The organism is Metabacillus idriensis (assembly GCF_050483325.1).
GTDB lineage: Bacteria > Bacillota > Bacilli > Bacillales > Bacillaceae > Bacillus_P > Bacillus_P idriensis_A.
This window is the reverse complement of the sequence record NZ_JBCMYF010000035.1, coordinates 185,913-209,485: the sequence shown is the minus strand read 5'-3', so window position 1 is coordinate 209,485 and position 23,573 is coordinate 185,913. Positions and strand designations below refer to the sequence as shown.

The following is a 23,573-nucleotide window of genomic DNA, read 5'->3' as shown; positions in this document are numbered from 1 at the left end:
AAGCGCCTTTTCTGTCGGATCCTTATTTGTCTGTCGGGTCTGAGCAGTCGGTTCCGCATTTCGTGGTGTCCAGCTCCACCTCCTAGCCCCTCGGCCAAAACGGCTCCGTCTGTAAAGGCAAAAAGCGCCTTTTCAGCCGGATCCTTATCTGTCTGTCGGGTCTGAACAGTCGGTTCCGCTTTTCGTGGTGTCCAGCTCCATCGCCCAACTCCTCGGCCAGAACGGATCATCCAGCAAAGGCAAAAAGCGCCTTCACTGGCTGATCCTTATCTGTCTGTCGGAGCTAAACGGGCGATTCCGCATTTCATAGTAAAAACTACCATTGAAATCGAACGTATATTCGCTTACTATTAGTCATATAATAAATACGAACATATATTCTGTAATGAGGAGTAAGAACTATGATTGAGGATTACAGTCAATTTCCAAAACGAAAAATTTTGTGCATTGACATGAAAAGCTTTTATGCTAGCTGTGCAGCGGTTTTGAAAGGGCTTGATCCGCTGACATGCCATTTAGCTGTTGTCGGTGATACAGAGCGGCAGGGGAGCATAGTGCTCGCAGCATCACCTTGTCTTAAAAAGGACTTTGGCATTAAGACCGGATCTCGTTTGTTCGAAATTCCAAAAGATCCCCGCATTCACGTTGTAAATGCAAAGATGGCATCCTTTGTCCGCATTTCAACAGAGCTTACACGTCTATTCCACCGGTATGTTCCAAAGGATGCCATCCATACGTACAGCGTGGACGAGAGCTTTATTCAAGTTGATGGAGTCGAGGGGATATGGGGAGACGCCTGGACCATTGCAGCAAAAATCAGAGATGACATGGAACGCGAATTTTCTCTCCCGTGCGCGATTGGCATCGGTCCTAATATGCTGCTCTCTAAAATCTGCCTTGATCTGGAGGCGAAGAAAAAAGGGATTGCCGAATGGACGTATGCTGATGTGAAGGAAAAGCTCTGGAAGGTCGCGCCGCTCCGGGAAATGTGGGGCATAGGGGGCCAGGTGGAAAAAACACTGAACAGGATGGGAATCTTTAATGTGGGACAGCTTGCGCGTCATCCGCTTGAGGTGCTGGAGAAGAAATTCGGCATTATGGGAAATCAGCTCTATTATCATGCATGGGGTGTTGATCTGTCTGAAATTGGAGCGCCGATTCTGCAGGGGCAGATCAGCTTTGGCAAAAGCCAGATCCTCATGCGGGATTATCCCGACCCGAAAGAAGTGAAGCATGTCATCCTTGAGATGTGTGAGGAGGTCGCAAGAAGAGCACGCAGCCACCGGAAAGCGGGCAGAACGGTGAGCCTTGGCATCGGCTACAGTCACGATGAGCTTGGAGGCGGATTTCACCGCTCCCGGACGATGCGCCAGCCGACCAATATCACAATGGAACTTTACGAAACATGCATCGCATTATTTGATCAATTTTATGCAAATAAAACGGTCCGGAAAATTTCAATTGCTCTGTCCAATATTGAAGATGATGCTGAAATGCAGCTGGATTTGTTTCAGCCTAATCGTGAAAAAGAACAGATCCTCGGTTATGTGATGGACTCCATTCGGGGGAAATACGGCTCAAATGCCCTGCTGCGCGCCGTTTCCTATACAAATGCCGGCACCGCGAGGCATCGCGCCAAGCTTGTCGGCGGACACAAAGCTTAACAAAAGGAGGGATCGTCATGATTCGGGATCGGGGCAATATCAAATGGACATCCATGATGCTGCCTGAGCATGTGAAAATTTTGCGGGAGCTTGAAATGGAACAGGGATATGCAGCAAAACCTTCGGTGGATGAGCAGCAGCTTGCGCATTTCAATGAATTGATCAGTCTTGCCATGGAAGAAAACCGCGAGCTTGCTTTTACGTACTATGAAAATCACGGTTTTCATGTGCAGGAAGGGCATGTGCACTATGTAGATCCGATCCGCGGATGCATTCGGATCGTAAATGCAGAAGAAGCCCGCTTTGATTTGCCATTGAACAAAATAACAGATATTCGCGAAAAATAGACTGTCTTTTAGGACAGTCCTTTTTTCGGTTTTACAGAAAAGTTTTTTAACTCTTCACTATTCAGCGCGGACAACCGACTGAAACGTGCCCTTATGTGATCCATCACAAAACGGCATCTTCTTTGATAACCCGCAGCGGCAAAGCGAAAAGCTTTGTTTGGTTTGAAACGCATTGCCTGCTGCGTCCACTAATTCCACATCACCGGTCACACGAAGCGATCCATTATCATTCACTTTGATTTGAACTTTATTCATCTGCAATAATCCTCCTTTTTTCTATACACACAAGTATTCAAGCAGGCATTGCAGTGTGACAAAGCAAGCCCTTATGCGTATTTTGGCAACTTATGATAAAATGGCCGTATGCAAGCTGAAATGAGGAGACAGAGATGATGGAAATAAAATGGACAGATCGTGCAATCAAAAAAATTTCAGGAAACGTTCAGGATCATTCAGATAAGCACATCAAATTAAAATATGATACAGACGGCTGCGGCTGCGTTGTCAGCGGTGTTACGGCACTCTGGCTCATAGATGAAAAAGACAGTGATGATCTGGAAATTGACACAAACGCATTTCCGGTACTTGTTGAAAAATCGAAAATGGTTTTCTTGGATGAAAAAATGACCATCGATTTTAATGAAACAGCAAACACATACATGCTGACATGTCCTTCACAAATCTTGAATCCGCGCATGAGCTTAACTGTAAAGTGAGGTGGAGAAAAAGATGAAGGACCGCTTAACATCACTTAAAAATATAGCGCTCAATAAAACTTGGGTTTCCTTTTTAAACAGCAACCATCCTTATACGCTGCTTCACTGGTCCATCGGAGGAGTATACGAGGACAAGAAAGATGTCTGGCTTCTGCAGGATGAAATGACCTTTGAGGCAAAAGAGTTTGCCACAATTGACGAAGCCATCGCCTACATGGGCGAAAACATGAAAGAAATTACAGATGTTCTTGGTTAATATGAAACGAGCGGATTCAAGGAATCCGCTCGTTTTTCTTATATCTTGGCAGTGTGCCTGTGTTTCTTCAATTCTTCAAAAAATTCATCAATAATCCGCTCATATTCTTCCCGGTTTTCAGTATATGACATAGCATGTGCACCTTTTTCAGCAAAGTAAATCTTTTTGAAGCCAGGCTTTTTATCAAACAATTGCTGTGTCATCGCAGCCGGAATGTAATCATCGTCTTTGCTGTGAATAAATAAAACAGGATGCTGAATCCGGTCAATCACGGCAATTGGGGAGACATCCTGAAGCGAATAGCCGTCGCGGATTTTAAGAAAGCGTCTTGCAATCGGCATAACCAGGTAGCCCGGAAGTTTAAAATCGGATTTTAAGCGGTACAGCAGCTGCTCCTGTAAATCAGAAAAAGGGCAATCCGCAATATAATAATCAGCGCCGTCTTCAACTAGTCCTCCATAAAGCAGTGTTGTAACAGCTCCCATTGATTCTCCGTGAATGCCGAGATGCAGTTCATCGCCAACCCGGTCCTTCAGCCAGTGCACAACAGACTGCAGGTCAAATTTTTCATAATGTCCAAAGCTTGTTGTTTTGCCGCCTGATTCTCCGTGTCTGCGGTGATCATAGATCAGCACGTTCATCCCCCGGTTTAGAAAAAGCTTCATATACTTGATGGAATTATACCGGTTCATTGTGACTCCGTGGCAAATAATCACATATGAATAGGTTTTATGAGGGGCGATGAGCATGCCTTTAATGTCATAGCCGAATTGCGAAGGGATGGAAACTTCAATTTTGTTATAAGAATCATATTCCTTCTCATCGTAATGTCCATCCTTCGTTTCACGGTCGATAATTTCTTTATCCGTCTTCTTTTTCATATACATCATTTGATTGGTAAAAAAGAATCCTACGATAAATATATAGGAGAGAACAATGCCTGCTCCGATCAGCCATTTTTTCATCTGCATTCTTCCTCTCAAAGGTTCATGAAATTATTTTAGCATGAGAAAAGGGGGAGAGGAAATAAGGATTACAGCAATTTGGGCAAAAAAACAGCAAGCCGGGGGACGGCTTGCCGCATGATCACTGCTCAGAATTTTGCCGCTTTGTCGGATGTACGGCCTTTTCCATTTCTTCAAACGCCATCGTTTGCTTTACTGTATCAGCATTCGGTTTTCCTTTTTGACTTTTTGATGTTTTTTCATGAGACATGAGATATCGCTCCTTTCTATAATTCTAACGTTTGGAAAAAGAATAGAAATTATGCAAATAAGCGAAACAACCTCCTTGTCCATTACGTTTAAAGGAAAAGGAGCGTGAAAAACATGAAAGCATTGGGAACTGGAATTTTGGCTGCATGTACAGCAGGAATCATCAGCTTTGCTGCAAAGGATCTTCAATTGTTTTTCATCATGATGTCAGGAGTTGTTCTTATTTGCTTCGGGCTCTCAGGCCTGCTGACAAATGCTTTTCTCGGCGGCAGCCGCATAAGGGCTAATGTTCATTCAGAAACAAAAGAGCACAGGGAAGCGAGGACTACCTGGGCTATCCAGCTGTTTTTACTGGGATTGCCAAGCTGTGCTGCCGCCATTATTTCCGCATTCATTCTCTTTATTTAAGTTTTTTCTGCAAATTTTTAATTAACCGCCTTTTCCTGTTTATTCAGCTGATGCTGTTTGCTTTGAACCGTTCCTGCAAGGTGGGGCTCAATTACTTCAACTGCTTTTAAAAGCTGATTCAGATCAATCCCGGTCTCAATGTTCAAAGACTTCAGCATATGAAGAACATCTTCAGTCGCAGCATTTCCCGTAGCTCCTGGTGCAAACGGACAGCCTCCAAGACCGCCGGCAGAAGTATCAAACCTGTCGATTCCCGCCTGCAGAGCAGCATAAATATTCGCAAGTGCCATCCCGCGTGTATCGTGAAAATGGGCTGTCAGCAGCATGTCGGGAAACTGCGCTTTCAAACGTGAAAAAAGCTCATAAACCTCAAGAGGATTCGCCATTCCAATCGTGTCAGCCACACTTAAATCATCGACTCCGGCATCCGCAAACTGCCGGCAAATGGTAAGCACAGCATCAGGGTGAATTTTCCCTTCATACGGACAGTAGAAAGCAGTGGAAATACAGGCGCGAACAAAAAATCCTTCTTCTTTTAACTGGCGGATCAGCGGCAAAAGCTTATCCATGCTCTCTTTGGTTGTTGAATTAATATTCTTTAAGTTAAAGGATTCGCTTACACCGACGAAAAAGGCTACATCACGGCACTTTGCCTCTTTTGCCCGCATGACGCCTTTTTCATTCGGAGTCAGCACAAGATTCCGGTGTTCATCTGTGCAGTATTGAATGATCTCTAGAGCATCCTTCAATTGAGGAACCCACTTGGGAGAAACGAATGACGTCAGCTCCATTTCCTTAAAACCAGCTTTCTTTAACTCTTTGATAAACTGTATCTTAACATCAGTCGGAATTTCATTTTTTTCATTTTGAAGCCCGTCACGCGGACCAACTTCAATTAATGTCACATGTTCAGGAAGATTCAACTTGAAGCACCAGCCTTTCTGCAATGGGTGATGTGAGAATAAATGGACGGTTTCGTCTTTTTTTTTGTATTTCCAGCTCGAACGCATAACGAGCAAAGGCAAAAAGCGCCTTTTCTGTCGGATCCTTATCTGTCTGCCTGCGCTGACCGGGCGATTCCGCTTTTCGTGGTGTCTAGCTCCACCTCCTAGCTCCTCGGCCAGAACGGCTCCGCCAGTAAAGGCAAAAAGCGCCTTTTCTGTCGGATCCTTATCTGTCTGTCGGAGCTGAGCAGTCGGTTCCGCTTTTCTGTATTGTCTAGCTCCATCGCCCAGCTCCTCGGCCAGAACGGCTCCGCCAGCAAAGGCAAAAAGCGCCTTCACTGTCGGATCCTTATCTGTCTGTCGGAGCTAAACGGGCGATTCCGCTTTTCGGTGAAAGGGTTTACATATTTCTATATTAGTAGTTAACTAGGATTAGATGCAAATGATATTTGAATCTTGAAAATTTTGAAGGAATTTATCTTTATTTAGCGAAACCAATCTATGAACCAATGAAAAAGGGGATGAATGAGAAATGAGCAACAATGAAGTGGTCATCGTAAGTGCAGTCCGTACGGCTATTGGCAGTTTTGGGGGATCGCTGAAGGGTGTATCTGCTCCTGAGCTTGGAGCTATCGTCATTAAAGACGCTCTCGAAAAAGCGGGATTAAAAGGGGAACAGGTCGACGAGGTCATCATGGGAAATGTCCTGCAGGCCGGGCTTGGGCAAAATCCAGCGCGTCAGGCAGCTATTAAAGCAGGGTTGCCGGAAAATATTCCTTCTATGACAATCAATAAAGTATGCGGTTCAGGGCTGAAAACCGTTCATCTTGCTGCACAGGCTATTTTGTCCGGGGATGCTGATATTATCGTTGCCGGCGGTATGGAAAATATGAGCCAGGCACCATACATATTAAAAAATGCACGCGATGGATTCAAAATGGGCGATCAAAAGCTGATCGACACAATGGTTTCCGACGGATTAACGTGCGCTTTCAATAATTATCATATGGGTGTAACAGCTGAAAATTTATGCGATAAATATGAAATTTCAAGAGAAGAGCAGGATGAGTTTGCTGCCTGGAGCCAGAAGAAGGCAACAGACGCCATTCAGGCTGGAACGTTCAAAGATGAAATTACACCTGTTGTAATTCCTCAGCGTAAAGGAGATGCCGTCACATTTGATACAGACGAGTTTCCGCGTGCGGGTTCAACAGCTGAGAAGCTTGGCGGATTAAGGGCAGCTTTCAAAAAAGACGGATCTGTCACAGCAGGCAATGCATCCGGAATAAACGACGGTGCAGCTGCTGTAGTTGTGATGAGCCGAAAAAAAGCGGAAGAGCTTGGCATTCAGCCGCTAGTTAAAATTACCGCGAACGGCAACGCTGGCGTAGATCCGAGCATTATGGGGATTGGACCGGTTGCAGCTGTGCAAAAAGCCTTCAAGAAAAGCGGGCTTACCATGAAGGATATTGACCTTGTTGAAGCAAATGAAGCATTCGCAGCACAATCCATTGCCGTTGACCGCGAACTTCATTTTGATAAAGAAAAGCTGAACGTAAACGGCGGAGCGATTGCTCTAGGACATCCAATCGGAGCGAGCGGCACAAGAATCCTTGTTACACTCATTCACGAAATGAAGCGCAGAGATGCAAAACGCGGTTTGGCGACACTTTGCATCGGCGGAGGACAAGGCGTAGCAACAATCATTGAAAATTTATCATTCCCGGGGTGAAAATAATGAAAACGGTGCATACATCTTTTACAGAAGCAGTTAAGGACATTAAAGACGGATCAACATTAATGGTTGGCGGATTTGGCTTATGCGGAATTCCTGAGAATCTGATTCTTGCATTAGTAGAGACAGGCGTAAAGGATTTAACGATCATCTCGAACAATTGCGGAGTAGATGACTGGGGTCTTGGACTGCTACTAAAGAATAAGCAAATCAAAAAAATGATCAGCTCGTATGTTGGCGAAAATAAAGAATTTGAACGTCAAGTGCTCTCAGGGGAGATTGAAGTTGAACTCGTCCCTCAGGGAACGCTCGCTGAAAAAATCCGGGCAGGCGGTGCCGGAATTCCTGCTTTCTATACGCCTGCAGGTGTAGGAACGCCAATTGCAGAAGGCAAAGAAACGAGAAGCTTCGGCGGAAAAGAATATTTGCTTGAAGAAGCGCTTACGGCAGACTTCAGCCTTGTCCGCGCGTGGAAGGCTGATAAAATGGGCAATTTACTTTACAACAAAACGGCTCAAAACTTCAATCCGATGATCGCAGCAGCGGGAAAAGCAACCATTGCTGAAGTTGAAGAACTTGTTGAGGTGGGTGAGATTGCTCCAAGTGAGATTCACACTCCGGGTATTTATGTACAATCTATGATACTTGGTGAGCAGCAGAAGCGCATTGAACGATTAACGGTACAAAAGACAGGATGACAGGAGGCAAAGCGATGATACAGGATAAAGTAGGAGTGCGTGAAAAAATAGCAAGAAGAGCGGAACAGGAAATTGAAAACGGTTTCTATGTAAACTTGGGAATCGGCATGCCGACACTTGTTGCCAATTATATCAGCGAAAACAAACAGGTTGTCCTTCAATCGGAAAATGGACTTCTTGGAATTGGGCCTTATCCGAAAGAAGCGGATGTGGACCCTGACTTAATTAATGCGGGAAAAGAAACGGTTACGGCTATTCCGGGCTCTGCTTATTTTGACAGTGCAGAATCATTTGCCATGATCCGCGGAGGACACGTAAATGTGGCAATTCTCGGCGGCATGGAAGTATCAGAAAACGGAGATCTTGCAAACTGGATGATTCCAGGCAAGATGATTAAAGGAATGGGCGGTGCCATGGATCTAGTGCACGGCGCGCAAAGAATCATTGTCATCATGGAGCATGTGAACAAATCCGGCGAGTCAAAAATTCTCAATGCGTGCACATTGCCGCTTACGGGGAAACAGGTTGTCCACCGCATCATTACAGATCAGGCAGTCATTGATGTAACAGAGCTTGGCCTGAAGCTTGTCGAAGTCGCAAAAGGCTACACAATCGAAGATATCAAACAATCAACAGAGCCTGAGCTGATCATCGAAGACGATGTAAAGCTTGATGCTTATTAAAAGGTCAAATCGCTTTCTATAAATCCCCTTTCTTGTATATAATGAAAGGATACGGGAGTGATCATCATGGCTAAAAAACAAAAAAAACAGCAAAGACCTCAGCCTGAAAAAACAGAAGACAGACTAAACTTAAAGGACCATCTTGAGTCTGACTTGTTCCAAAAACTATCAAACATGAAAAAAGGCTTGGTGGAAGAACAGGAGCAAAAGGCAGAGCAAGAGCGTCTTCAAAAAATCAAAGAGAAAAAAGAAAAAGAAAAGAACAAAAGCTTCGAAGAGCTGCTAAATGACAGCAATATGAAGTGGTCTGATTATAAATAACAGGATGAAAAAATGCCTCCGCAGCTGCGGAGGCATTTTTTTGCCTGTCAATTCACAGATATACAGAGTTTACTTAACAGAAGGCCTTATAATTCCTGCAATAATATACTATAGGATCATTAATTTTAAGATGTATATTTGTATGAGTTCCCCTCGAAAGGAGTTTTCTCATGAATATGACAACTTTTTTAATGTACTGTTTTATTGTTACTTTTACGCCGGGACCCACAAATATCGTCATTTTATCCACAGTGCATCATACTGGAGCTAAAAAGGCGATGGAATATACTTATGGAGCAACTCTTGCTTTTGGTATATTACTTGCTATTTCTGCTATGCTGAATACGATTCTTATAGCAGTAATTCCAAAAGTTTTAATTGTTATGCAGATAATCGGAAGCATTTATATGATTTATCTCGCTTATCAAATTTACAAAATGGAACCATCAAAACCACCTGTAAACCGAACTGCTACCTTTCTATCAGGCTTCCTTATGCAGTTTTTAAATCCAAAGGTAGTTGTGTTTACAATGACGGTAATTCCCGCCTACATTTTGCCTCACTATATCGAAACGCCTGCTGTGACGATAAGTGTTATAGCTATTACTCTTATTGGATTTTCAGCATTTATTACATGGGTTCTTTTCGGTGCCATTTTCAAGGAGTTTTTACAGAAGTATTACAAAACTGTTAATATAATTATGTCATTATTTTTAGCTTATTCTGCCATAATGATCTGGCTGTAAGTGAGGGGTGAATGAGGTGGAAAGATTTATCTATAAAAAATCAGCAGGGATAACTGCATTGTCAGCTAGTATTACAGATTTCACCTATAAAAAGCATTCACATAAGGAATATGCAATAGGTGTAACACTGCGCGGCATTCAGCATTATAACTTGGATGGCAGCTTACAATTATCCTATCAAAATGGTGTCATGCTTTTTAATCCGGAACAAACACATGACGGAATGGCACATGATGAGACAGGACTTGATTATGTCATGCTGTATATTGAGCCGCACTTGCTTTTAGACGTTATTGAGAAAAAAGATTTGGTCCGATTTCCAACACCTATTGTGTATGACCATAGCCTTGAACAAAGAATATTAAATCTTTCCGCTGCAATATTAAGTGAAAAAGATGAAGCATTGTGCAGTGAATTATTTTTATCCCTCACAGATAGCCTTATTCAAACGAATCCTTCTGCTGCCTATAAGAAAGATAGCACTCTAATAAAAAAAGCAAAGGATATACTCCATGACAACTTAGAAAATGTACTTAAACTTGATGAGGTATGTAAAGAGCTAGATTTATCGAAATTCCAGCTTATCCGATTATTCAAAGCCCATGCTGGAATTTCTCCATACCAATACTTTCTTAACTGCAAGGTAGAACGTGCAAAGCAATTAATAGAATTGAATAGAGATATTTATTCAGCAGTAGCTGAATGCGGCTTTGTTGACTTAACTCATTTAAATAAACACTTTAAAAGCGTATATGGAACAACAGCATTTGAATATATTTCACATTTAAATTGAGATAAATAGATTTTTAAGTAAGGGGAGAATAAAATTGCCTTTAAAAGTTGGGGATATTATTACATTTGAACGGACTTTCACAGCAGAAGATGTTGAGTGGTTCACTAAGGTTTCAGGTGATAGAGGATCTCACCATATGACTCCTGATGAACAGGGAAGATTGGTTATACAGGGATTGCTGACTGCTACATTGCCGACAAAAATAGGAGGCGATCACAACGTACTCGCCCGAACGATGAATTTTGAGTTTTTAAGACCAGTATTTACTGGTGATACAATCATTTGTGAAGTAACAATCGAGCAATTTGAAAAACAGAATAATAGAACACATATTACTGCCTCCTTTTTATGTGAAAATCAACATGAAAAGAAAGTTCTGAGCGGGAATTTTTCAGGAGTGATAGTATGAAGCTTATAATATTTAACTATGCGTTAATCCAAGAAGGATTAGCGCTATATTTATTGAATAAATTCTAAATGAAATAGAGTCAGCAAAGGTAAAGAACTTTGGTTAAAGTAATGCAGCCTATGCTTCATATAAATACAGCAAATGATTAAAATAGAATTTGTAAAGGAGATTAAGGTATGGCAGAATTCTGGGAATCAAGTTTTAAAGAAAATCAAATGATGTGGGGATTTGAACCGTCAGACTCCGCAATCTTGATAAAGGACTTTTTTCTTGAAAAGAACGTTAAGGATATATTGATCCCTGGTATTGGATATGGAAGGAATGCCAAGATTTTTAGGGACAGCGGAATAAATGTAACAGGGATTGAGATTTCAAAAACAGCGATAGAATTTGCAAGGCAAAATGGGCTTAATAGTAGCATTTCTCATGGTTCAGTTACCGATATGCCTTTTGATAACAAACGATATGATGGGATATTTTGTTATGCCCTTATTCACTTATTGAATAACCATGAGAGAGCTAAGTTTATTAAAGATTGCTATCATCAGTTAAAGCCAGACGGATATATGATTTTTACGGCTATTTCAAAAGAAGCCCCAATGTTTGGAAAGGGCAAACAACTTGGTAAAGACTATTACGAGATAATGGACGGGGTAAAAATGTTTTTTTATGATTCTGACTCGATCAAACAAGAATTTGGGAAATATGGATTGATAGAATTCTCTGAAATTGTTGAGCCGCATAAGAATATGGAAAATAAACCTCCATTTAAATTTATAATGGTCAAATGTCAAAAAGAACGATAATTACAATTCCATAAAAAATCAAAAAGAGTGCATTGTTAATTAATAAGGTTGTGTGTATCGATAGAGATAAGATAAATTCTGACCTATCGAAAAGATTGGTTTTTTTATTTGTTAACATATATTGGCTGATTGTTCTTAGAACTCAATCAGCTTTTTTGTGCATGGACAATTCAAACTTGGCAGGGTTAGGATTCTAACATTTATTGGTATATTAGCATAGATTAAGTTCTACCGATAATACAATAATCAATCCTTTAGTCTGAAACTGAACTAAAATCAGCTTGACCGAATCCATTTCCTTGAAAAGGCTGCAATGTCCATTAAAAGAATGTAACAGTATATTCGGAGGTCAAAATAGGATCCAAGGCCTTTAATATTACTTCTATATCTATTTTGAAAAGGTGTCTAAATACATATTTGTATAATTAATGGTAAACAATAGAAATTATATTGTTAAAAAGGAAGGTACTTGAATGGGTCGCTTTCTTACAAAAGTCAAAAAGATTTGCTTACAAAAGGATACAGATACAGATTTTGTTAATCTGCATAATACGCATCATTTGTATAGTAATATACAAACTTCTAATGAAAAAACAATTACAGAAGCTACTTATGAAAAGACACTTACAGAATTAGGGGATTGTTTTGACCTTGTTCATCGTTCATTTAATCAGGATGAAATTCATATTATTTATTTAAGCTCATTAGTAGATTCCCACACATTAGAGTGGGAAATACTGTCACCTTTAAGAGAAATGTCATTCAATTATTTGGATAAATCTTTTCAACAATCACTGTTTAAACGAGAAAATACTCAAAAGGAAGTAATAAATGGAATATTAGATGGTAATGTAGCAATGTTCGCTGGGGGGAATACATATTTAATAAATGTATCAGGATTCGAGGAACGTTCCATTTCACAATCTGAAACAGAAACTGTAATAAATGGGCCTCATGATTCCTTTAATGAGGCATTAAAAACTAACGTTTCGTTGATAAGAAGAAGAGTCAGAAGTCCTCGCTTAAAAATGATTAACTTATCTGTTGGAGAAATTTCAAAAACAAAAGTTCTTTTAATCTACATTGAGGGTATTGCAAATATGGATATTGTGAATCATCTAAAAGAGAGAATTCAATTAGTTAAAGCTGATTCCATAACTGACTCCAATGTTTTAATTCAAATAATAGATGATCATCAAAATTCGCCATTCCCACAATTTTATACCACTGAAAGGCCAGATATAGCTGTGACAAAACTATATGCTGGAAAGATCATCGGACTTGTCGATGATAGTCCAACCATTTTTTGTACGCCTTCTAGTTTCTTTGATTTTTTTGAGTCAGCAGATGACTATAATCAACGTTGGATTATAGGATCATCGGTTAGAATTCTGCGATATATAGCTTTATTTATTACATTAATACTCACAGCGTTTTATGTCTCTATATCTACATACCATTACGAAATGATTCCACAATCCCTACTTCAAAGCATTATGCAGTCTAGAAGTAGAGTGCCTTTTCCGCCTATCTTTGAAGCTATATTTTTAGAAATAGTAATTGAACTGCTAAGGGAGGCGGGGGCGAGACTGCCTACCAAAATTGGTCAAACAATTGGAATTGTAGGAGGTATTGTGATTGGCCAAGCAGCTGTTGAAGCTGGAATTACAAGTAATATCTTAATAATTGTTGTAGCTGTATCGGCCATTGCTTCATTCATAGTCCCAAGTTATATTATGAGTTCATCCATTAGAATCGTTCGGTTCCTATTTATTTTAATGGCAGCGTTTTTGGGGAATATTGGGATTTTTTTTACTTTAGGAATATTAATCATCCACTTAACTGGGTTAACAAATTTATCTTCACCTTATTTTATGCCGATTTCTCCAATCTTTTTCAAAGATTGGATAGATAGTATTGTGAGAGGGCCTTTTTATAAAATAATGAAGGGGCAGCCAGCACAATCTTTGATGCAAAACGATGCTGAAAAAGAGAGGAATTAAAGGTGACAATATGAAGGAACGACTCCATCCATTTCAATTATCTATATTTATCCATATGGCTCAAAATGGTCTCGTTGTGTATAGTTTACCTCGGTTAACTGCCGAATATTTCGGAACAAATGGCTGGTTAAGCATTATTTTCATTTTCGTACTCGTAAATATTAATATTATGATGATTGCGATCATTTATAAGCTGGGTAAAGGCAGGTCAATCTTTGAAATCATTGAGGCGACGGTCCCCAAATGGGTAATGGTGCCCATCTATTTGTTTATCATCGGTGTTTGGATTGGAATGGCAAGCATGATTATGAAGTCATATATCTTTATATATAAAATGATCTTTTTTCCAGCTTTACCTGTCTCACTTTTTATCATTTTATTTTCTTTGCTTGGTTATCAATTATTAAGAGGTGGAATCTACAAGATTTCTAAAGCAATTTTTGTTTTATTCGGCTTCGTAATTCCGATGATTTTTTTGCTTTTTTATCTTATTCCAGAATTTGATTTTGCACGTTATACGACTTTCTTTTTTAAAGGAGAAACAGATTTTTCTAAAGGGGCATTTCATGTTTATACAGCCTTTTTGGGTATTGAAGTTTCCATTCTTTTTTTCCCTATGGTAGAAAAAAAATGGACTAAAGCACTTTTTATTGGAAATTTTTTCTCTATGGCAACCTGTTTGATTGTAGTCTTTATGAGCTTTGGCTTTTTTAGCTTCGATCAAATATTAAATGATCTATACCCAGTTATGACATTGTTTGAATATACAGAAGTTCAGTTCCTTTCACGAGCCGAAAATCTCTGCTTTTCCGTTTATGCATTCAAGATATTAGCGATAATTGTAATGTATTACTGGGGAGCTCAGCAAATTTTTAGTAATATAACTAAAAGTATTAAGCCTGATTTTTGGATATTCATAATACTAGCAAGTGGTTTTATCCTTGCATTGGTCCCAGAAACCTTGGTGGATGTCGAAAAGTGGTTAAAGTGGCTGAGTTATTGTGCAATTGGTATAGCATGGGCATTACCGATCTTTGTGTTATGCATCGTTTTTATTCAAAGTCTTAAAAACCCGATTAATAGGGAGACAAATAATGCAAAATAAAATTACTGTACTGATCGCAATATGTTGGTTGTTTTTAACAGGTTGTGGAGAAAGTAATATTATTGAAGATTTAGCGATTCTTGAAGCTGTTGCTTTTGATATGTCGGAAAGTAAAGAAGATCCGATAAATACAACCGTTTTTTTTCCCACTGTTACTAAAGAAGGAAAGTTTGATTCTACGACTCTAACTGCTAATGGAAAATCATCTCATGACACCTTCCTCAAACTTCAAAATTTAACAAATTTAAAGATAGTTGGAGGGCAGAGTACAATTCTCTTTGGAGAGGACCTGTCAAAAAAAGGACTTATGAATGTTGTTAAGACGTTTACAAGGGATCCAGAAGTCTCAACTCGGGTTAAATTTGCTATCGTGGAGGGAAAAGGAGAAGAACTTCTTAAAAAAAAGATACCCTCTGTTGAAGATAATGCTGAATACCTTTATACGTTCATCGATAAATTAGGCTCTCAAAATAAAGTTTTTAATACTGATAAATATCGTTTTTTAAGAGATTATTACGACGATGGTATTGATCCGGTTTTACCAGTTTTTTCATATGAAGGCGAGAACATTGAATTAAAAGGATTGGGTACTTTTAAAGGAGATCAATACGTTACACTCCTAACTTTAAGTGAAACACAGATCCTAAATTTTTTAAGCGGAGACATCAAAAATGGCGAATTAATGATAAGTATTAATGATGAAGAGTCAGGAGAAAATTGTCAAATTTTGTTAAGTAGTATCAATTCTGATAATGATAATAAAGTGAACACAAGAAATATGTCGGTCGAAGTAATTCTAGATTTAAAAGGAAGTGTCCTTGAATACACAGGTACAATGGATTTAAGTGAAGAAAAGTATCAAAGACAATTGGAAAAACAGGTTGAAGATTATTTAATAACCAATTCAAAAAAGCTGTTAATCAAATTACAAGAATATCAGACAGATCCTATTGGAATTGGAAAGTTTGTACGTAATCGTTTAACATATGAAAGATGGAACAAGATGAATTGGAATAAGACTTTCTCAAACTTGAATTTTAAAGTAAAAGTAAAAGTAGATCTGACTAATACAGGAAAATCAAAATGAATTTAGGAATGATTAAGTTGTGAAGACTTTATATTAAATTTTGATACAGGATTTCTCATTTATAGTCTGTTCTTTACTTTTTAATATTAAAGAATTGAAACATAAAAAAACAAAATCCACTATGCAATTCATTCAGGTTTGTAGTAAAAATCTGATGAGAAGATTCTCTTAATCATTTGCTGCAACATCCAAGAGAAAAAAGAGCAAATAATATCTGTATCAATTGATGATAAATGAATAAGCTCATTGGAAAGAGCTGCCGCGGCAGCTCCTTTGTTTTTTGGGTATCACAAAACGTGTGGAATAAAAGGCAGGATCTAGGCTGTTCCCTCTTGTTTATCTTTACTGCTACGCTTTATTGGAAACGTTTAACAAGCGGTTTAATCGGGTTTATTTTGTCTTCATAATTCTGCAACGACAACTATTCAAAGGCAATTCCTAGAATAGTAATAAGAGGGATTATTGAGATCTGCATTTATTTTAAAAAACATAAGAGTTAGTAATAATTTCACGATTACTATTCAAAAAACTATTTCAATGTAAAATAATTAATAGTATAGTCATAATAACTTTATTCATCGAAAAAGGTCGTGAAGATTAATGAAACAAACCGTTACAGCAAAGGATGTTGCAAAGCTCGCAGGTGTATCGCAGTCAACTGTTTCAAGGGTTTATTTTGAAGGAGCAACAGTTTCTGAAAAAACGCGCAAAAAAGTTTTGACGGCAGCTAAAGAGATCGGGTACAGACCGAACGAATTTGCCCGCAGTCTGATAACCAACCGAACGAAAATCATCGGTTTGGTCATGAAAGGCATTCAAAACCCATTTTATCCGCAAGTCTTAAAAGAATTTACAACTTCTTTTAAAAACTTGGGTTACAGTATTTTGTTTGTGTATACAAACAATGACGAGATTCAAAAAGATGATATGGAAATATTATTGAATTATAATGTCGCAGCTGTGATTATTACAGATGCAACGCTATCTTTGAAAGCGACTGAAGACTTTAAGAGATATAAAATACCGTTAGTTCTTTTTAACAGGAAAATTGACAGCAATGAATTTTATTCTGTTTGCTGCAACAACTTGGAAGCGAGCAAACGAATTGCGGAGTTTCTTATTGAAAAAGGAAGTTTAGATATGGTCTACATTTCAGGAAATAGTGATACATCAACGAGCAGGGAGAGGGAACAGGGTTTTAAGGGCATTCTCAAAAAAAATAAGATCCCGTTTGAAAAATATTCGTCAGATTATACGTATGAAGGCGGGTACAATACAGCAAAGGAAATTATTAAAATAAAGAATATCCCATCAGCGATTTTTGCTGCGAATGATATTATGGCATTGGGTGTCTTGGATGCTTTACGCGAAAGTTCGATTTCCGTTCCATCTGAAACTAAAGTGATTGGATTTGATAACATCGAAATGTCATCATGGCCTACTTATCATTTAACGACTTGGGAACAGCCAATAAATGATATGGTCAATCAGACAGTAAAATATTTGATGGCAGAAATTGAGGAATATACCGGTTTTGCAGAAAATATTGAGCTGGATGGCGGGTTAATTGAGAGAAAAACTACTTGAAAAAGGTTGACTAATTCAAATTATTAGAATATTCTTAACTAGTATTCATTTTGCATACGTATGCAATATGATTTTTAATAATTTGCATACGTATTCATTTTAAGGAGGAACTTAATATGGTTAAAGTTTTAAAAGCTGGTAAATCAAAAGAAGAAGTTAGTGCGGACGATTCTAAAGTTTCACAAATTGTAGCTGAAGCATTAAAAGATGTTGAAAAAAGAGGAGATCAAGCAGTTCGGGAATTATCTGAGAAATTTGACAAGTGGTCACCTGAGGCTTTCCGATTATCCGAAATGCAGATAAATGAAATCGTTTCCAATGTTCCTGCTGACGTCATCGAAGACATCAAGTTTGCACAAAAGAACATTCGTGAATTTGCTGAGGCGCAACTTGCATCGTTAAACAATATAGAAGTTGAAAATATTCCCGGGGTTATTTTAGGTCATAAAAATATACCGGTAAATAGTGTCGGATGCTATATTCCCGGAGGGCGTTACCCAATGGTTGCATCTGCCCACATGAGTGTATTAACGGCGAAAGTAGCAGGTGTTAAACGCGTAATTGCTTGTACGCCTCCAATTAACGGTGAAATCCCGAGTGCTACAATCGCTGCTATGCATCTGGCAGGCGCAGATGAAATTTACTTATTGGGCGGAATCCAGGCAATGGCTGCAATGGCAATCGGTACAGAAACAATTCAATCTGTTGATATGATTGTCGGACCTGGCAACGCATTTGTTGCAGAAGCGAAACGCCAGCTTTATGGACGAGTTGGGATCGATCTATTTGCGGGTCCTACTGAAACACTTGTCGTTGCCGACCACACAGCAGATGCTGAAATGGTTGCGACAGACATACTTGGACAAGGCGAGCATGGACCGACTTCGCCAGGAGCTCTAATAACAACCTCTGAGAGTCTTGCTGAAGAAACGGTAAAAGAAATTAACCGCCAGCTGCAAACGCTGCCAACTGCAGATGTAGCAAGAGTTTCATGGGAAGATTACGGTCAAATTCTATTAGTGGATTCTACCGAAGAAGCTCTGGCTGAAGCGGATCGCCTTGCGTTTGAACATGTTGAAATTTTAACGGAAGATCCAAATTATTTTCTTGAAAACATGACGAATTATGGCTGCTTGTTCTTAGGGCCTGAAACAAACGTGGCTTACGGAGACAAAGTAATTGGCACTAACCACACATTGCCGACAAAAGGGGCTGCTCGCTACACTGGAGGACTTTGGGTAGGCAAATTCATCAAAACGGTTACTTATCAAAAAGTAACTCCTGAGGCAAGCGCATATATCGGTGAATATGCTGCGCGTCTATGTCAATTGGAAAATTTTGCGGGGCACGCTGAACAAGCGCTTCTCAGGGTGAGGAGATACAGCAATAAATAATACATTGGGGTAATGGGGGATTATTGATGCTAGGTTTGATTGGATTATTTGGCGGTTTAGCCTTACTGATTTATTTGACGATGAAAGGCATGAACCTTCTTATTGCAGCACCGCTTACGGCTTTATTAGTCGGCATTCTGAATGGTTTGCCGCTTTTTCCCCAATTAGCTGAAGAAGGTGCAGCGAACTTTTTGACGAATTACATGACAGGTTTTACGGGATTCATCGCCTCTTGGTATTTAATGTTCCTGACAGGTGCCATTTTCGGTAAAGTAATGGAAGACAGCGGCGCGGCTGACAGTGTCTCGAAATGGATTGTCGGCAAAATCGGTATGAAACGTGCAGTTTTGGCTGTCGTTATCGCCTGTGCTGTTTTGACTTACGGCGGTGTGAGTTTATTCGTTGTTGCATTTTCTGTTTATCCAATGGCTCTCAGCTTGTTTAGACAAGCTGATTTACCGAGACGCTTTATCCCCGCGGCTCTCGCTTTCGGTTCGACAACATTTACAATGACATCAGCAGGTTCACCTGAAATCCAAAACTGGATTCCGATTGAGTTTTTGGGTACAACCCCATATGCTGGCAGGGAAGTGAGTATAATTGTTGCCATCTTCATGATGGTATTCGGTTACTGGTGGCTGAAAAAAATGATTAAAAAAGCAATGGCAAATGGAGAACGATTTGTAGGCAGAGAGACAGATCCTGCTGTGCAAGTGCGTACTGATTTGCCGAATCCGCTATTAAGCTTGATTCCTTTAGGCGTCGTGCTGATTATTTCATTCATCTTTCATGATTCACTTAAAACGTCAGCGTTAATCATTGCATTGAGCGGGGGAATTTTGGCAGCTTATGTGATTAACAGAAAGTATTTTCAAAACTTTGGGAAAGCCGTTGGAGAAGGGGCACTTGGCGCAGTTATTGCAATTGCCAATACTGCAGCAGTTGTAGGGTTTGGCGGAGTTGTCAAAGCGACGCCTTCTTTTGAAGCAGCAGTTGGTTTTATGACGGATATCCCTGGAAGTCCACTGATTGGCGGAGCGCTTGCGGTTGCAGTAATCGCAGGTCTCACAGGATCTTCCTCAGGAGGTCAGGCGATTGCGTTACCGCTGCTCGCTCCGCATTATTTGGACCTGGGTGTGGATCCAGAAGCATTGCACAGAACAGTAGCCATTTCTTCGGGGTCACTTGATTCATTGCCGCAAGGTGGATACGTTGTAACGACAATCCGTTCTATTGCTGGAGAAACGCATAAAGACGCTTATCCTGCGTTTGGAGCTTTGACAGTTATAGTTCCAGCAGTTGGGGTAGCTCTAGCCGTCCTTTTATTCTCAATAGGGCTATAATAAATTCATCTATACCCAGCAAACGATTTTAATAGTTTGCTGGGTATATATAGTTATACATATTCAGTTGAAAGAAGGTGTGGACGATGGAAAAGGTTTCAATAATCGGCTGCGGTACTATGGGCCATTCAATCGCATTATCCGCTGCATGGTCCGGACAAGCTGTCAAAGTTTACGGCATCAGCAAACAGGATCTTGAGAATGCTGATAAAGGAATACGAAATAAACTCAATGTCATGACCAAAAATAAGTTATTCAATGAATCAGTTGCTCAGCAAATTAGAGAACGCATCGCATTTTCCACAATATTGGAAGATGTTATTGCGGAATCAACGTTCATCATAGAAGTCATCCCTGAAGTGCTCCGAATGAAAAAAGATATGTACAAAAAAATCGAAGGCATTATCGGTAATAATGTCGTGATTGCCAGCAATACATCAGGATTTAAACCAAGTTCATTGGCAGAAGATATGGAACATCCGAACAGGTTTGTTGTTACTCATTTTTGGAATCCCGGACACTTAATTCCTTTGGTGGAAGTTGTTAAAGGAGAATATACAGATGAAGAGACCGTAAAACGGGCGATGCAGGTGCTGACGGATATGAATAAAAAACCTATTTTATTGAACAAAGAGATTCCAGGGTTTATTGGAAATCGTCTGCAATACGCATTATTCCGTGAAGCACAGTCTCTGTTGGATTCGGGTGCTGCAACTAAAGAAGACATTGATGCAGCCGTTACATACAGCATCGGTCGCCGTCTGCCTGTCACAGGTCCATTAATGACAGCTGATATGGGAGGGCTCGATGTATTTTCGGCGATTTCGAATTACTTATTTGCTGATTTGAGTTTGGACCGGCAATCTGGAAAAGTGTTATCGAAACTCGTAAATGAGAATAAATTTGGAGATAAAAATGGAGAAGGATTTTATCAATGGGAAGAATCTGTTTCAAAACAGATAAACGCGGAGCGTGAGCAAACGCTCATCCACTTTTTGAAAAACGATATGAAAAGAAACGAGGAGGATAAATGAATAGTTACTTCTCTGAACTCGAAAATAAGACTGTAGTTGTGACAGGCGGAAGTAAAGGGATCGGAAAAGACATTGCTCTGACATTTGCGAAATTAAAAGCCAATGTGGTCATTTCTGGCCGCGACAAAGAAGGATTAAATCGAACATTAGCCGATCTGCACGAATTCAATGATAAATGCATCGCTTTTGCGGGTGATTTGAGTGATGTTTCCATTGTTAAGCAGTTAGTTGAAAAAGCGGCAGGTACATTCGGAACAGTTGATGTGCTTGTTAATAATGCTGGTGTAAATATCGCTAAGAAAGCGATGGAAGTAACAGAAGAAGATTGGGACACGGTTCTCGATCTGAATTTGAAATCCGCTTTTTTCAGCAGTCAGGCAGCTGCAAAATATATGATTGCAGAAAACAGCGGCAGAATTATTAATATTTCCTCTCAAATGGCATTTGTCGGTTATTACAAACGTGCGGCTTACAGTTCCAGTAAAGGCGGCCTTGTCCAGTTGACGAAAGCACTTGCGGTAGAATGGGCTGAGCATGGGATCAATGTCAACGCGGTAGCACCAACATTCATCGAAACTGAATTTACAGCGAAGATGTTCGAAGATAAAGAATTCAAAAAAGATGTTGAAAGCCGCATCCTTTTAGAGGGCTTATCGAAACCGGAAGATATCTCAGGAGCTGTCTTATATTTGGCATCAAATCTGGCAAACTTTGTGACAGGTGAAACGATTAAAGTGGATGGCGGCTGGACAGCGATTTAACAGGGAGGGATAAACGCTTAAGATGAATTTAAGAGGAGTAGATTGACAAACGTTGCTGATAAAAAAGGAAAATATAATTGTTTTATAAACGGCAGACTCATATAATTGTGTGAAAAAGGATGCATATCATGCCAATTAATTCTTTTGATAACTATCCGATGAGCTGGAAGCCGTCGATTAATAAAACGGAAAAGCCTATCTATCAAGCACTCGCAGGGCAATTGGAACAGGATGTATTAAACGGAGTTTTATTACCTGGAACAAAACTTCCCCCACAGAGAGAGCTGGCAGATTATTTGGACCTAAGTTTAAGTACTATTTCAAAAGCTTTTAAAGTTTGTGAATTAAAGGGTTTGCTAAGTGCAACTATTGGAAGCGGCACATTTGTATCCTATGATGCTTTATCGAATGCGTATTTACTAGAAGACACAAAACCGAAGCATTTAATTGAAATGGGGGCAACACTTCCAGATAATGCTTCATATGAGCCGCTTCTGCTCCAACTTAAAAGCATGCTGCAGGAAACAGATTTTGAAAAATGGTTTGGTTACGGCCGGGCAGGCGAAAGCCTTTGGCAAAAGGATGCAGCTATAAAGCTAATCCGAAGAGGCGGGTTTGATACAACCGTTGATCACATTTTATTTGCAAATGGGGGTCAGAATGCGATTGCTGCTGCATTGGCGAGTCTTTGTAAGCCTGGTGACCGCATTGGGGTTGACCAGCATACATACCCTGGCTTAAAAACTGCTGCAGCGATGCTTAATGTGCAAATTATACCGTTAAAATCAGAGAACTATGAAATGAGTCCGGCGTCCTTTGAATATGCGTGTAAAAATGAAAATATTAAAGGGATCTACTTGATTCCGGATTACCATAATCCGACTGCTTCCTTTATGTCGGTTGAGAACCGAAAAAGGATTGCCGCAATTGCCAAAAAGTATAATCAGTTCATAATTGAAGATGGATCGTACCATCTTCTAAGCAAAAATCCGCTTCCGGCAATCGCATCATTTTCACCAGAACAGGTTATCTATATTGCGAGTTTATCTAAATCATTAGCACCGGGCTTACGTCTAGCCTATGTAGCAGTGCCCGTTCAATTCAAGGAGCCGATGTCAAAGGCGCTTTATAACTTAAATATAACAGTCTCACCATTATTAGCAGAACTTACAGCTCGTACAATTGTATCGAACCAATTTGAAGTCTTGATTGAAGGGCATCGGGAACAAACCATACGCAGAAACCGCATCGTGAATCGATATTTTGCTGACTATACGTGTTTAGGTGTTGAAACAGGCATCTTTCGCTGGCTGTTATTGCCAGGAAGGATTTCAGGTGCTGAATTTGAAGCGTTAGCTGCCGGGCAGGGAGTACAAGTGTATGCGGCTGAACGTTTTGTCGTTGGAAATAGTTGTCCAGAAAGGGCCGTAAGGGTTTCTGTATGTGCCCCAAAAACAAGTGAAGAACTTGAACAAGGTTTGATTATCCTTAAACGTTTATTAAACGATCTTACCTAATA

Annotated in this window: 26 protein-coding genes; 22 read left to right on the top strand and 4 right to left on the bottom strand. The window is 39.9% G+C overall.

The genetic code is table 11. From position 1 onward, the window contains the following. Nucleotides 1–401: 401 nt before the first annotated feature. Both ABEQ24_RS21450 and ABEQ24_RS21445 read left to right on the top strand, forming a co-directional pair. Nucleotides 402–1,664 (top strand): DNA polymerase thumb domain-containing protein, encoded by a 1,263-nt coding sequence (locus ABEQ24_RS21450; RefSeq protein WP_430008678.1) that lies wholly within the window; start codon nucleotides 402–404, stop codon nucleotides 1,662–1,664. Between the two features lie 17 nt (nucleotides 1,665–1,681). Further along, nucleotides 1,682–2,011 (top strand): YolD-like family protein, encoded by a 330-nt coding sequence (locus ABEQ24_RS21445; protein WP_430008677.1) that lies wholly within the window; start codon nucleotides 1,682–1,684, stop codon nucleotides 2,009–2,011. A 57-nt stretch (nucleotides 2,012–2,068) separates the two neighbouring features. Here ABEQ24_RS21445 and ABEQ24_RS21440 read toward each other — a convergent pair whose 3' ends face one another. After that, nucleotides 2,069–2,266, bottom strand: coding sequence for a CDGSH iron-sulfur domain-containing protein (locus ABEQ24_RS21440; RefSeq protein ID WP_430008676.1), 198 nt, complete (start codon nucleotides 2,264–2,266; stop codon nucleotides 2,069–2,071). 137 nt (nucleotides 2,267–2,403) lie between these two features. Here ABEQ24_RS21440 and ABEQ24_RS21435 point away from each other — a divergent pair, with 137 nt between their 5' ends. Together ABEQ24_RS21435 and ABEQ24_RS21430 are read left to right on the top strand one after the other, a co-directional pair. Continuing rightward, a complete protein-coding gene (locus ABEQ24_RS21435; RefSeq protein ID WP_430008675.1) occupies nucleotides 2,404–2,727 on the top strand; it encodes an iron-sulfur cluster biosynthesis family protein in 324 nt (107 codons plus the stop codon). A 13-nt stretch (nucleotides 2,728–2,740) separates the two neighbouring features. Then, nucleotides 2,741–2,983, top strand: a complete 243-nt coding sequence (locus ABEQ24_RS21430; RefSeq protein WP_070876733.1) for a DUF2552 family protein — start codon at nucleotides 2,741–2,743, stop codon at nucleotides 2,981–2,983. 38 nt (nucleotides 2,984–3,021) lie between these two features. On the opposite strand, the gene ABEQ24_RS21425 is transcribed toward ABEQ24_RS21430, so the two are convergent. Next, nucleotides 3,022–3,948: an alpha/beta hydrolase gene (locus tag ABEQ24_RS21425; protein ID WP_430008674.1), complete on the bottom strand. Its 927-nt coding sequence runs from the start codon at nucleotides 3,946–3,948 to the stop codon at nucleotides 3,022–3,024. A gap of 121 nt (nucleotides 3,949–4,069) precedes the next feature. Continuing rightward, complete coding sequence (locus ABEQ24_RS21420) at nucleotides 4,070–4,198, bottom strand: hypothetical protein (RefSeq protein WP_263596930.1); 129 nt, start codon at nucleotides 4,196–4,198, stop codon at nucleotides 4,070–4,072. A 113-nt stretch (nucleotides 4,199–4,311) separates the two neighbouring features. Between ABEQ24_RS21420 and ABEQ24_RS21415 the strand changes: the two genes are divergently transcribed. Continuing rightward, nucleotides 4,312–4,605, top strand: a complete 294-nt coding sequence (locus ABEQ24_RS21415; RefSeq protein ID WP_430008673.1) for a DUF5316 family protein — start codon at nucleotides 4,312–4,314, stop codon at nucleotides 4,603–4,605. A gap of 17 nt (nucleotides 4,606–4,622) precedes the next feature. Here the strand turns inward: ABEQ24_RS21415 and ABEQ24_RS21410 are convergent, their stop codons facing one another. Then, complete coding sequence (locus tag ABEQ24_RS21410; RefSeq protein WP_430008685.1) at nucleotides 4,623–5,528, bottom strand: hydroxymethylglutaryl-CoA lyase; 906 nt, start codon at nucleotides 5,526–5,528, stop codon at nucleotides 4,623–4,625. Between the two features lie 553 nt (nucleotides 5,529–6,081). Between ABEQ24_RS21410 and ABEQ24_RS21405 the strand changes: the two genes are divergently transcribed. The 17 genes from ABEQ24_RS21405 to ABEQ24_RS21325 all read left to right on the top strand — a co-directional run bounded on the left by ABEQ24_RS21405 (nucleotide 6,082) and on the right by ABEQ24_RS21325 (nucleotide 23,571). Beyond that, nucleotides 6,082–7,281, top strand: a complete 1,200-nt coding sequence (locus tag ABEQ24_RS21405; protein WP_430008672.1) for an acetyl-CoA C-acetyltransferase — start codon at nucleotides 6,082–6,084, stop codon at nucleotides 7,279–7,281. Between the two features lie 5 nt (nucleotides 7,282–7,286). Then, nucleotides 7,287–7,982 (top strand): CoA transferase subunit A, encoded by a 696-nt coding sequence (locus ABEQ24_RS21400; protein WP_430008671.1) that lies wholly within the window; start codon nucleotides 7,287–7,289, stop codon nucleotides 7,980–7,982. Nucleotides 7,983–7,996: 14 nt separating this feature from the next. Then, entirely contained in the window at nucleotides 7,997–8,665 is a 669-nt protein-coding gene (locus ABEQ24_RS21395; protein ID WP_430008670.1) for a CoA transferase subunit B, read from the top strand. Between the two features lie 66 nt (nucleotides 8,666–8,731). Next, nucleotides 8,732–8,986: a DUF3886 domain-containing protein gene (locus tag ABEQ24_RS21390; protein ID WP_430008669.1), complete on the top strand. Its 255-nt coding sequence runs from the start codon at nucleotides 8,732–8,734 to the stop codon at nucleotides 8,984–8,986. 170 nt (nucleotides 8,987–9,156) lie between these two features. Beyond that, a complete protein-coding gene (locus ABEQ24_RS21385; protein ID WP_430008668.1) occupies nucleotides 9,157–9,732 on the top strand; it encodes a LysE family translocator in 576 nt (191 codons plus the stop codon). Nucleotides 9,733–9,748: 16 nt separating this feature from the next. Further along, nucleotides 9,749–10,525: an AraC family ligand binding domain-containing protein gene (locus ABEQ24_RS21380; protein WP_430008667.1), complete on the top strand. Its 777-nt coding sequence runs from the start codon at nucleotides 9,749–9,751 to the stop codon at nucleotides 10,523–10,525. Nucleotides 10,526–10,559: 34 nt separating this feature from the next. Further along, nucleotides 10,560–10,934: a hotdog domain-containing protein gene (locus ABEQ24_RS21375; protein WP_430008666.1), complete on the top strand. Its 375-nt coding sequence runs from the start codon at nucleotides 10,560–10,562 to the stop codon at nucleotides 10,932–10,934. A gap of 176 nt (nucleotides 10,935–11,110) precedes the next feature. Further along, complete coding sequence (locus ABEQ24_RS21370) at nucleotides 11,111–11,740, top strand: class I SAM-dependent methyltransferase (protein ID WP_430008665.1); 630 nt, start codon at nucleotides 11,111–11,113, stop codon at nucleotides 11,738–11,740. A gap of 473 nt (nucleotides 11,741–12,213) precedes the next feature. Next, nucleotides 12,214–13,743 (top strand): spore germination protein, encoded by a 1,530-nt coding sequence (locus ABEQ24_RS21365; protein ID WP_430008664.1) that lies wholly within the window; start codon nucleotides 12,214–12,216, stop codon nucleotides 13,741–13,743. A gap of 10 nt (nucleotides 13,744–13,753) precedes the next feature. Next, on the top strand, nucleotides 13,754–14,848 hold the full coding sequence (locus tag ABEQ24_RS21360; protein WP_430008663.1) for a GerAB/ArcD/ProY family transporter: 1,095 nt from the start codon (nucleotides 13,754–13,756) through the stop codon (nucleotides 14,846–14,848). Beyond that, nucleotides 14,838–15,935, top strand: coding sequence for a Ger(x)C family spore germination protein (locus ABEQ24_RS21355; RefSeq protein WP_430008662.1), 1,098 nt, complete (start codon nucleotides 14,838–14,840; stop codon nucleotides 15,933–15,935). The genes ABEQ24_RS21360 and ABEQ24_RS21355 overlap by 11 nt, the downstream gene beginning before the upstream one ends. A gap of 600 nt (nucleotides 15,936–16,535) precedes the next feature. Then, nucleotides 16,536–17,522 (top strand): LacI family DNA-binding transcriptional regulator, encoded by a 987-nt coding sequence (locus ABEQ24_RS21350; RefSeq protein ID WP_430008661.1) that lies wholly within the window; start codon nucleotides 16,536–16,538, stop codon nucleotides 17,520–17,522. 116 nt (nucleotides 17,523–17,638) lie between these two features. After that, complete coding sequence (gene hisD, locus ABEQ24_RS21345) at nucleotides 17,639–18,916, top strand: histidinol dehydrogenase (RefSeq protein ID WP_430008660.1); 1,278 nt, start codon at nucleotides 17,639–17,641, stop codon at nucleotides 18,914–18,916. Between the two features lie 26 nt (nucleotides 18,917–18,942). Further along, entirely contained in the window at nucleotides 18,943–20,259 is a 1,317-nt protein-coding gene (locus ABEQ24_RS21340; protein ID WP_430008659.1) for a GntP family permease, read from the top strand. Between the two features lie 86 nt (nucleotides 20,260–20,345). Further along, nucleotides 20,346–21,293 (top strand): 3-hydroxyacyl-CoA dehydrogenase family protein, encoded by a 948-nt coding sequence (locus tag ABEQ24_RS21335; protein ID WP_430008658.1) that lies wholly within the window; start codon nucleotides 20,346–20,348, stop codon nucleotides 21,291–21,293. Further along, nucleotides 21,290–22,054, top strand: a complete 765-nt coding sequence (locus ABEQ24_RS21330) for an SDR family NAD(P)-dependent oxidoreductase (RefSeq protein ID WP_430008657.1) — start codon at nucleotides 21,290–21,292, stop codon at nucleotides 22,052–22,054. Before ABEQ24_RS21335 ends, ABEQ24_RS21330 begins: the two co-directional genes overlap by 4 nt. A gap of 128 nt (nucleotides 22,055–22,182) precedes the next feature. Continuing rightward, complete coding sequence (locus ABEQ24_RS21325; RefSeq protein WP_430008656.1) at nucleotides 22,183–23,571, top strand: PLP-dependent aminotransferase family protein; 1,389 nt, start codon at nucleotides 22,183–22,185, stop codon at nucleotides 23,569–23,571. Nucleotides 23,572–23,573 lie beyond the last annotated feature (2 nt).

Excerpts from the sequence above, each read along its gene's own strand:
- ABEQ24_RS21440 (WP_430008676.1), bottom strand. The coding sequence starts at position 2,266 with ATGAATAAAGTTCAAATCAAAGTGAATGATAATGGATCGCTTCGTGTG.
- ABEQ24_RS21370 (WP_430008665.1), top strand. The coding sequence starts at position 11,111 with ATGGCAGAATTCTGGGAATCAAGTTTTAAAGAAAATCAAATGATGTGG.
- ABEQ24_RS21395 (WP_430008670.1), top strand. The coding sequence starts at position 7,997 with ATGATACAGGATAAAGTAGGAGTGCGTGAAAAAATAGCAAGAAGAGCG.
- ABEQ24_RS21425 (WP_430008674.1), bottom strand. The coding sequence starts at position 3,948 with ATGAAAAAATGGCTGATCGGAGCAGGCATTGTTCTCTCCTATATATTT.
- ABEQ24_RS21325 (WP_430008656.1), top strand. The coding sequence starts at position 22,183 with ATGCCAATTAATTCTTTTGATAACTATCCGATGAGCTGGAAGCCGTCG.
- ABEQ24_RS21390 (WP_430008669.1), top strand. The coding sequence starts at position 8,732 with ATGGCTAAAAAACAAAAAAAACAGCAAAGACCTCAGCCTGAAAAAACA.
- ABEQ24_RS21335 (WP_430008658.1), top strand. The coding sequence starts at position 20,346 with ATGGAAAAGGTTTCAATAATCGGCTGCGGTACTATGGGCCATTCAATC.
- ABEQ24_RS21340 (WP_430008659.1), top strand. The coding sequence starts at position 18,943 with ATGCTAGGTTTGATTGGATTATTTGGCGGTTTAGCCTTACTGATTTAT.
- ABEQ24_RS21400 (WP_430008671.1), top strand. The coding sequence starts at position 7,287 with ATGAAAACGGTGCATACATCTTTTACAGAAGCAGTTAAGGACATTAAA.
- ABEQ24_RS21405 (WP_430008672.1), top strand. The coding sequence starts at position 6,082 with ATGAGCAACAATGAAGTGGTCATCGTAAGTGCAGTCCGTACGGCTATT.
- ABEQ24_RS21450 (WP_430008678.1), top strand. The coding sequence starts at position 402 with ATGATTGAGGATTACAGTCAATTTCCAAAACGAAAAATTTTGTGCATT.
- ABEQ24_RS21355 (WP_430008662.1), top strand. The coding sequence starts at position 14,838 with ATGCAAAATAAAATTACTGTACTGATCGCAATATGTTGGTTGTTTTTA.
- ABEQ24_RS21330 (WP_430008657.1), top strand. The coding sequence starts at position 21,290 with ATGAATAGTTACTTCTCTGAACTCGAAAATAAGACTGTAGTTGTGACA.
- ABEQ24_RS21360 (WP_430008663.1), top strand. The coding sequence starts at position 13,754 with ATGAAGGAACGACTCCATCCATTTCAATTATCTATATTTATCCATATG.
- ABEQ24_RS21430 (WP_070876733.1), top strand. The coding sequence starts at position 2,741 with ATGAAGGACCGCTTAACATCACTTAAAAATATAGCGCTCAATAAAACT.
- ABEQ24_RS21385 (WP_430008668.1), top strand. The coding sequence starts at position 9,157 with ATGAATATGACAACTTTTTTAATGTACTGTTTTATTGTTACTTTTACG.
- ABEQ24_RS21420 (WP_263596930.1), bottom strand. The coding sequence starts at position 4,198 with ATGTCTCATGAAAAAACATCAAAAAGTCAAAAAGGAAAACCGAATGCT.
- ABEQ24_RS21415 (WP_430008673.1), top strand. The coding sequence starts at position 4,312 with ATGAAAGCATTGGGAACTGGAATTTTGGCTGCATGTACAGCAGGAATC.
- ABEQ24_RS21350 (WP_430008661.1), top strand. The coding sequence starts at position 16,536 with ATGAAACAAACCGTTACAGCAAAGGATGTTGCAAAGCTCGCAGGTGTA.
- hisD (WP_430008660.1), top strand. The coding sequence starts at position 17,639 with ATGGTTAAAGTTTTAAAAGCTGGTAAATCAAAAGAAGAAGTTAGTGCG.
- ABEQ24_RS21435 (WP_430008675.1), top strand. The coding sequence starts at position 2,404 with ATGGAAATAAAATGGACAGATCGTGCAATCAAAAAAATTTCAGGAAAC.
- ABEQ24_RS21445 (WP_430008677.1), top strand. The coding sequence starts at position 1,682 with ATGATTCGGGATCGGGGCAATATCAAATGGACATCCATGATGCTGCCT.
- ABEQ24_RS21365 (WP_430008664.1), top strand. The coding sequence starts at position 12,214 with ATGGGTCGCTTTCTTACAAAAGTCAAAAAGATTTGCTTACAAAAGGAT.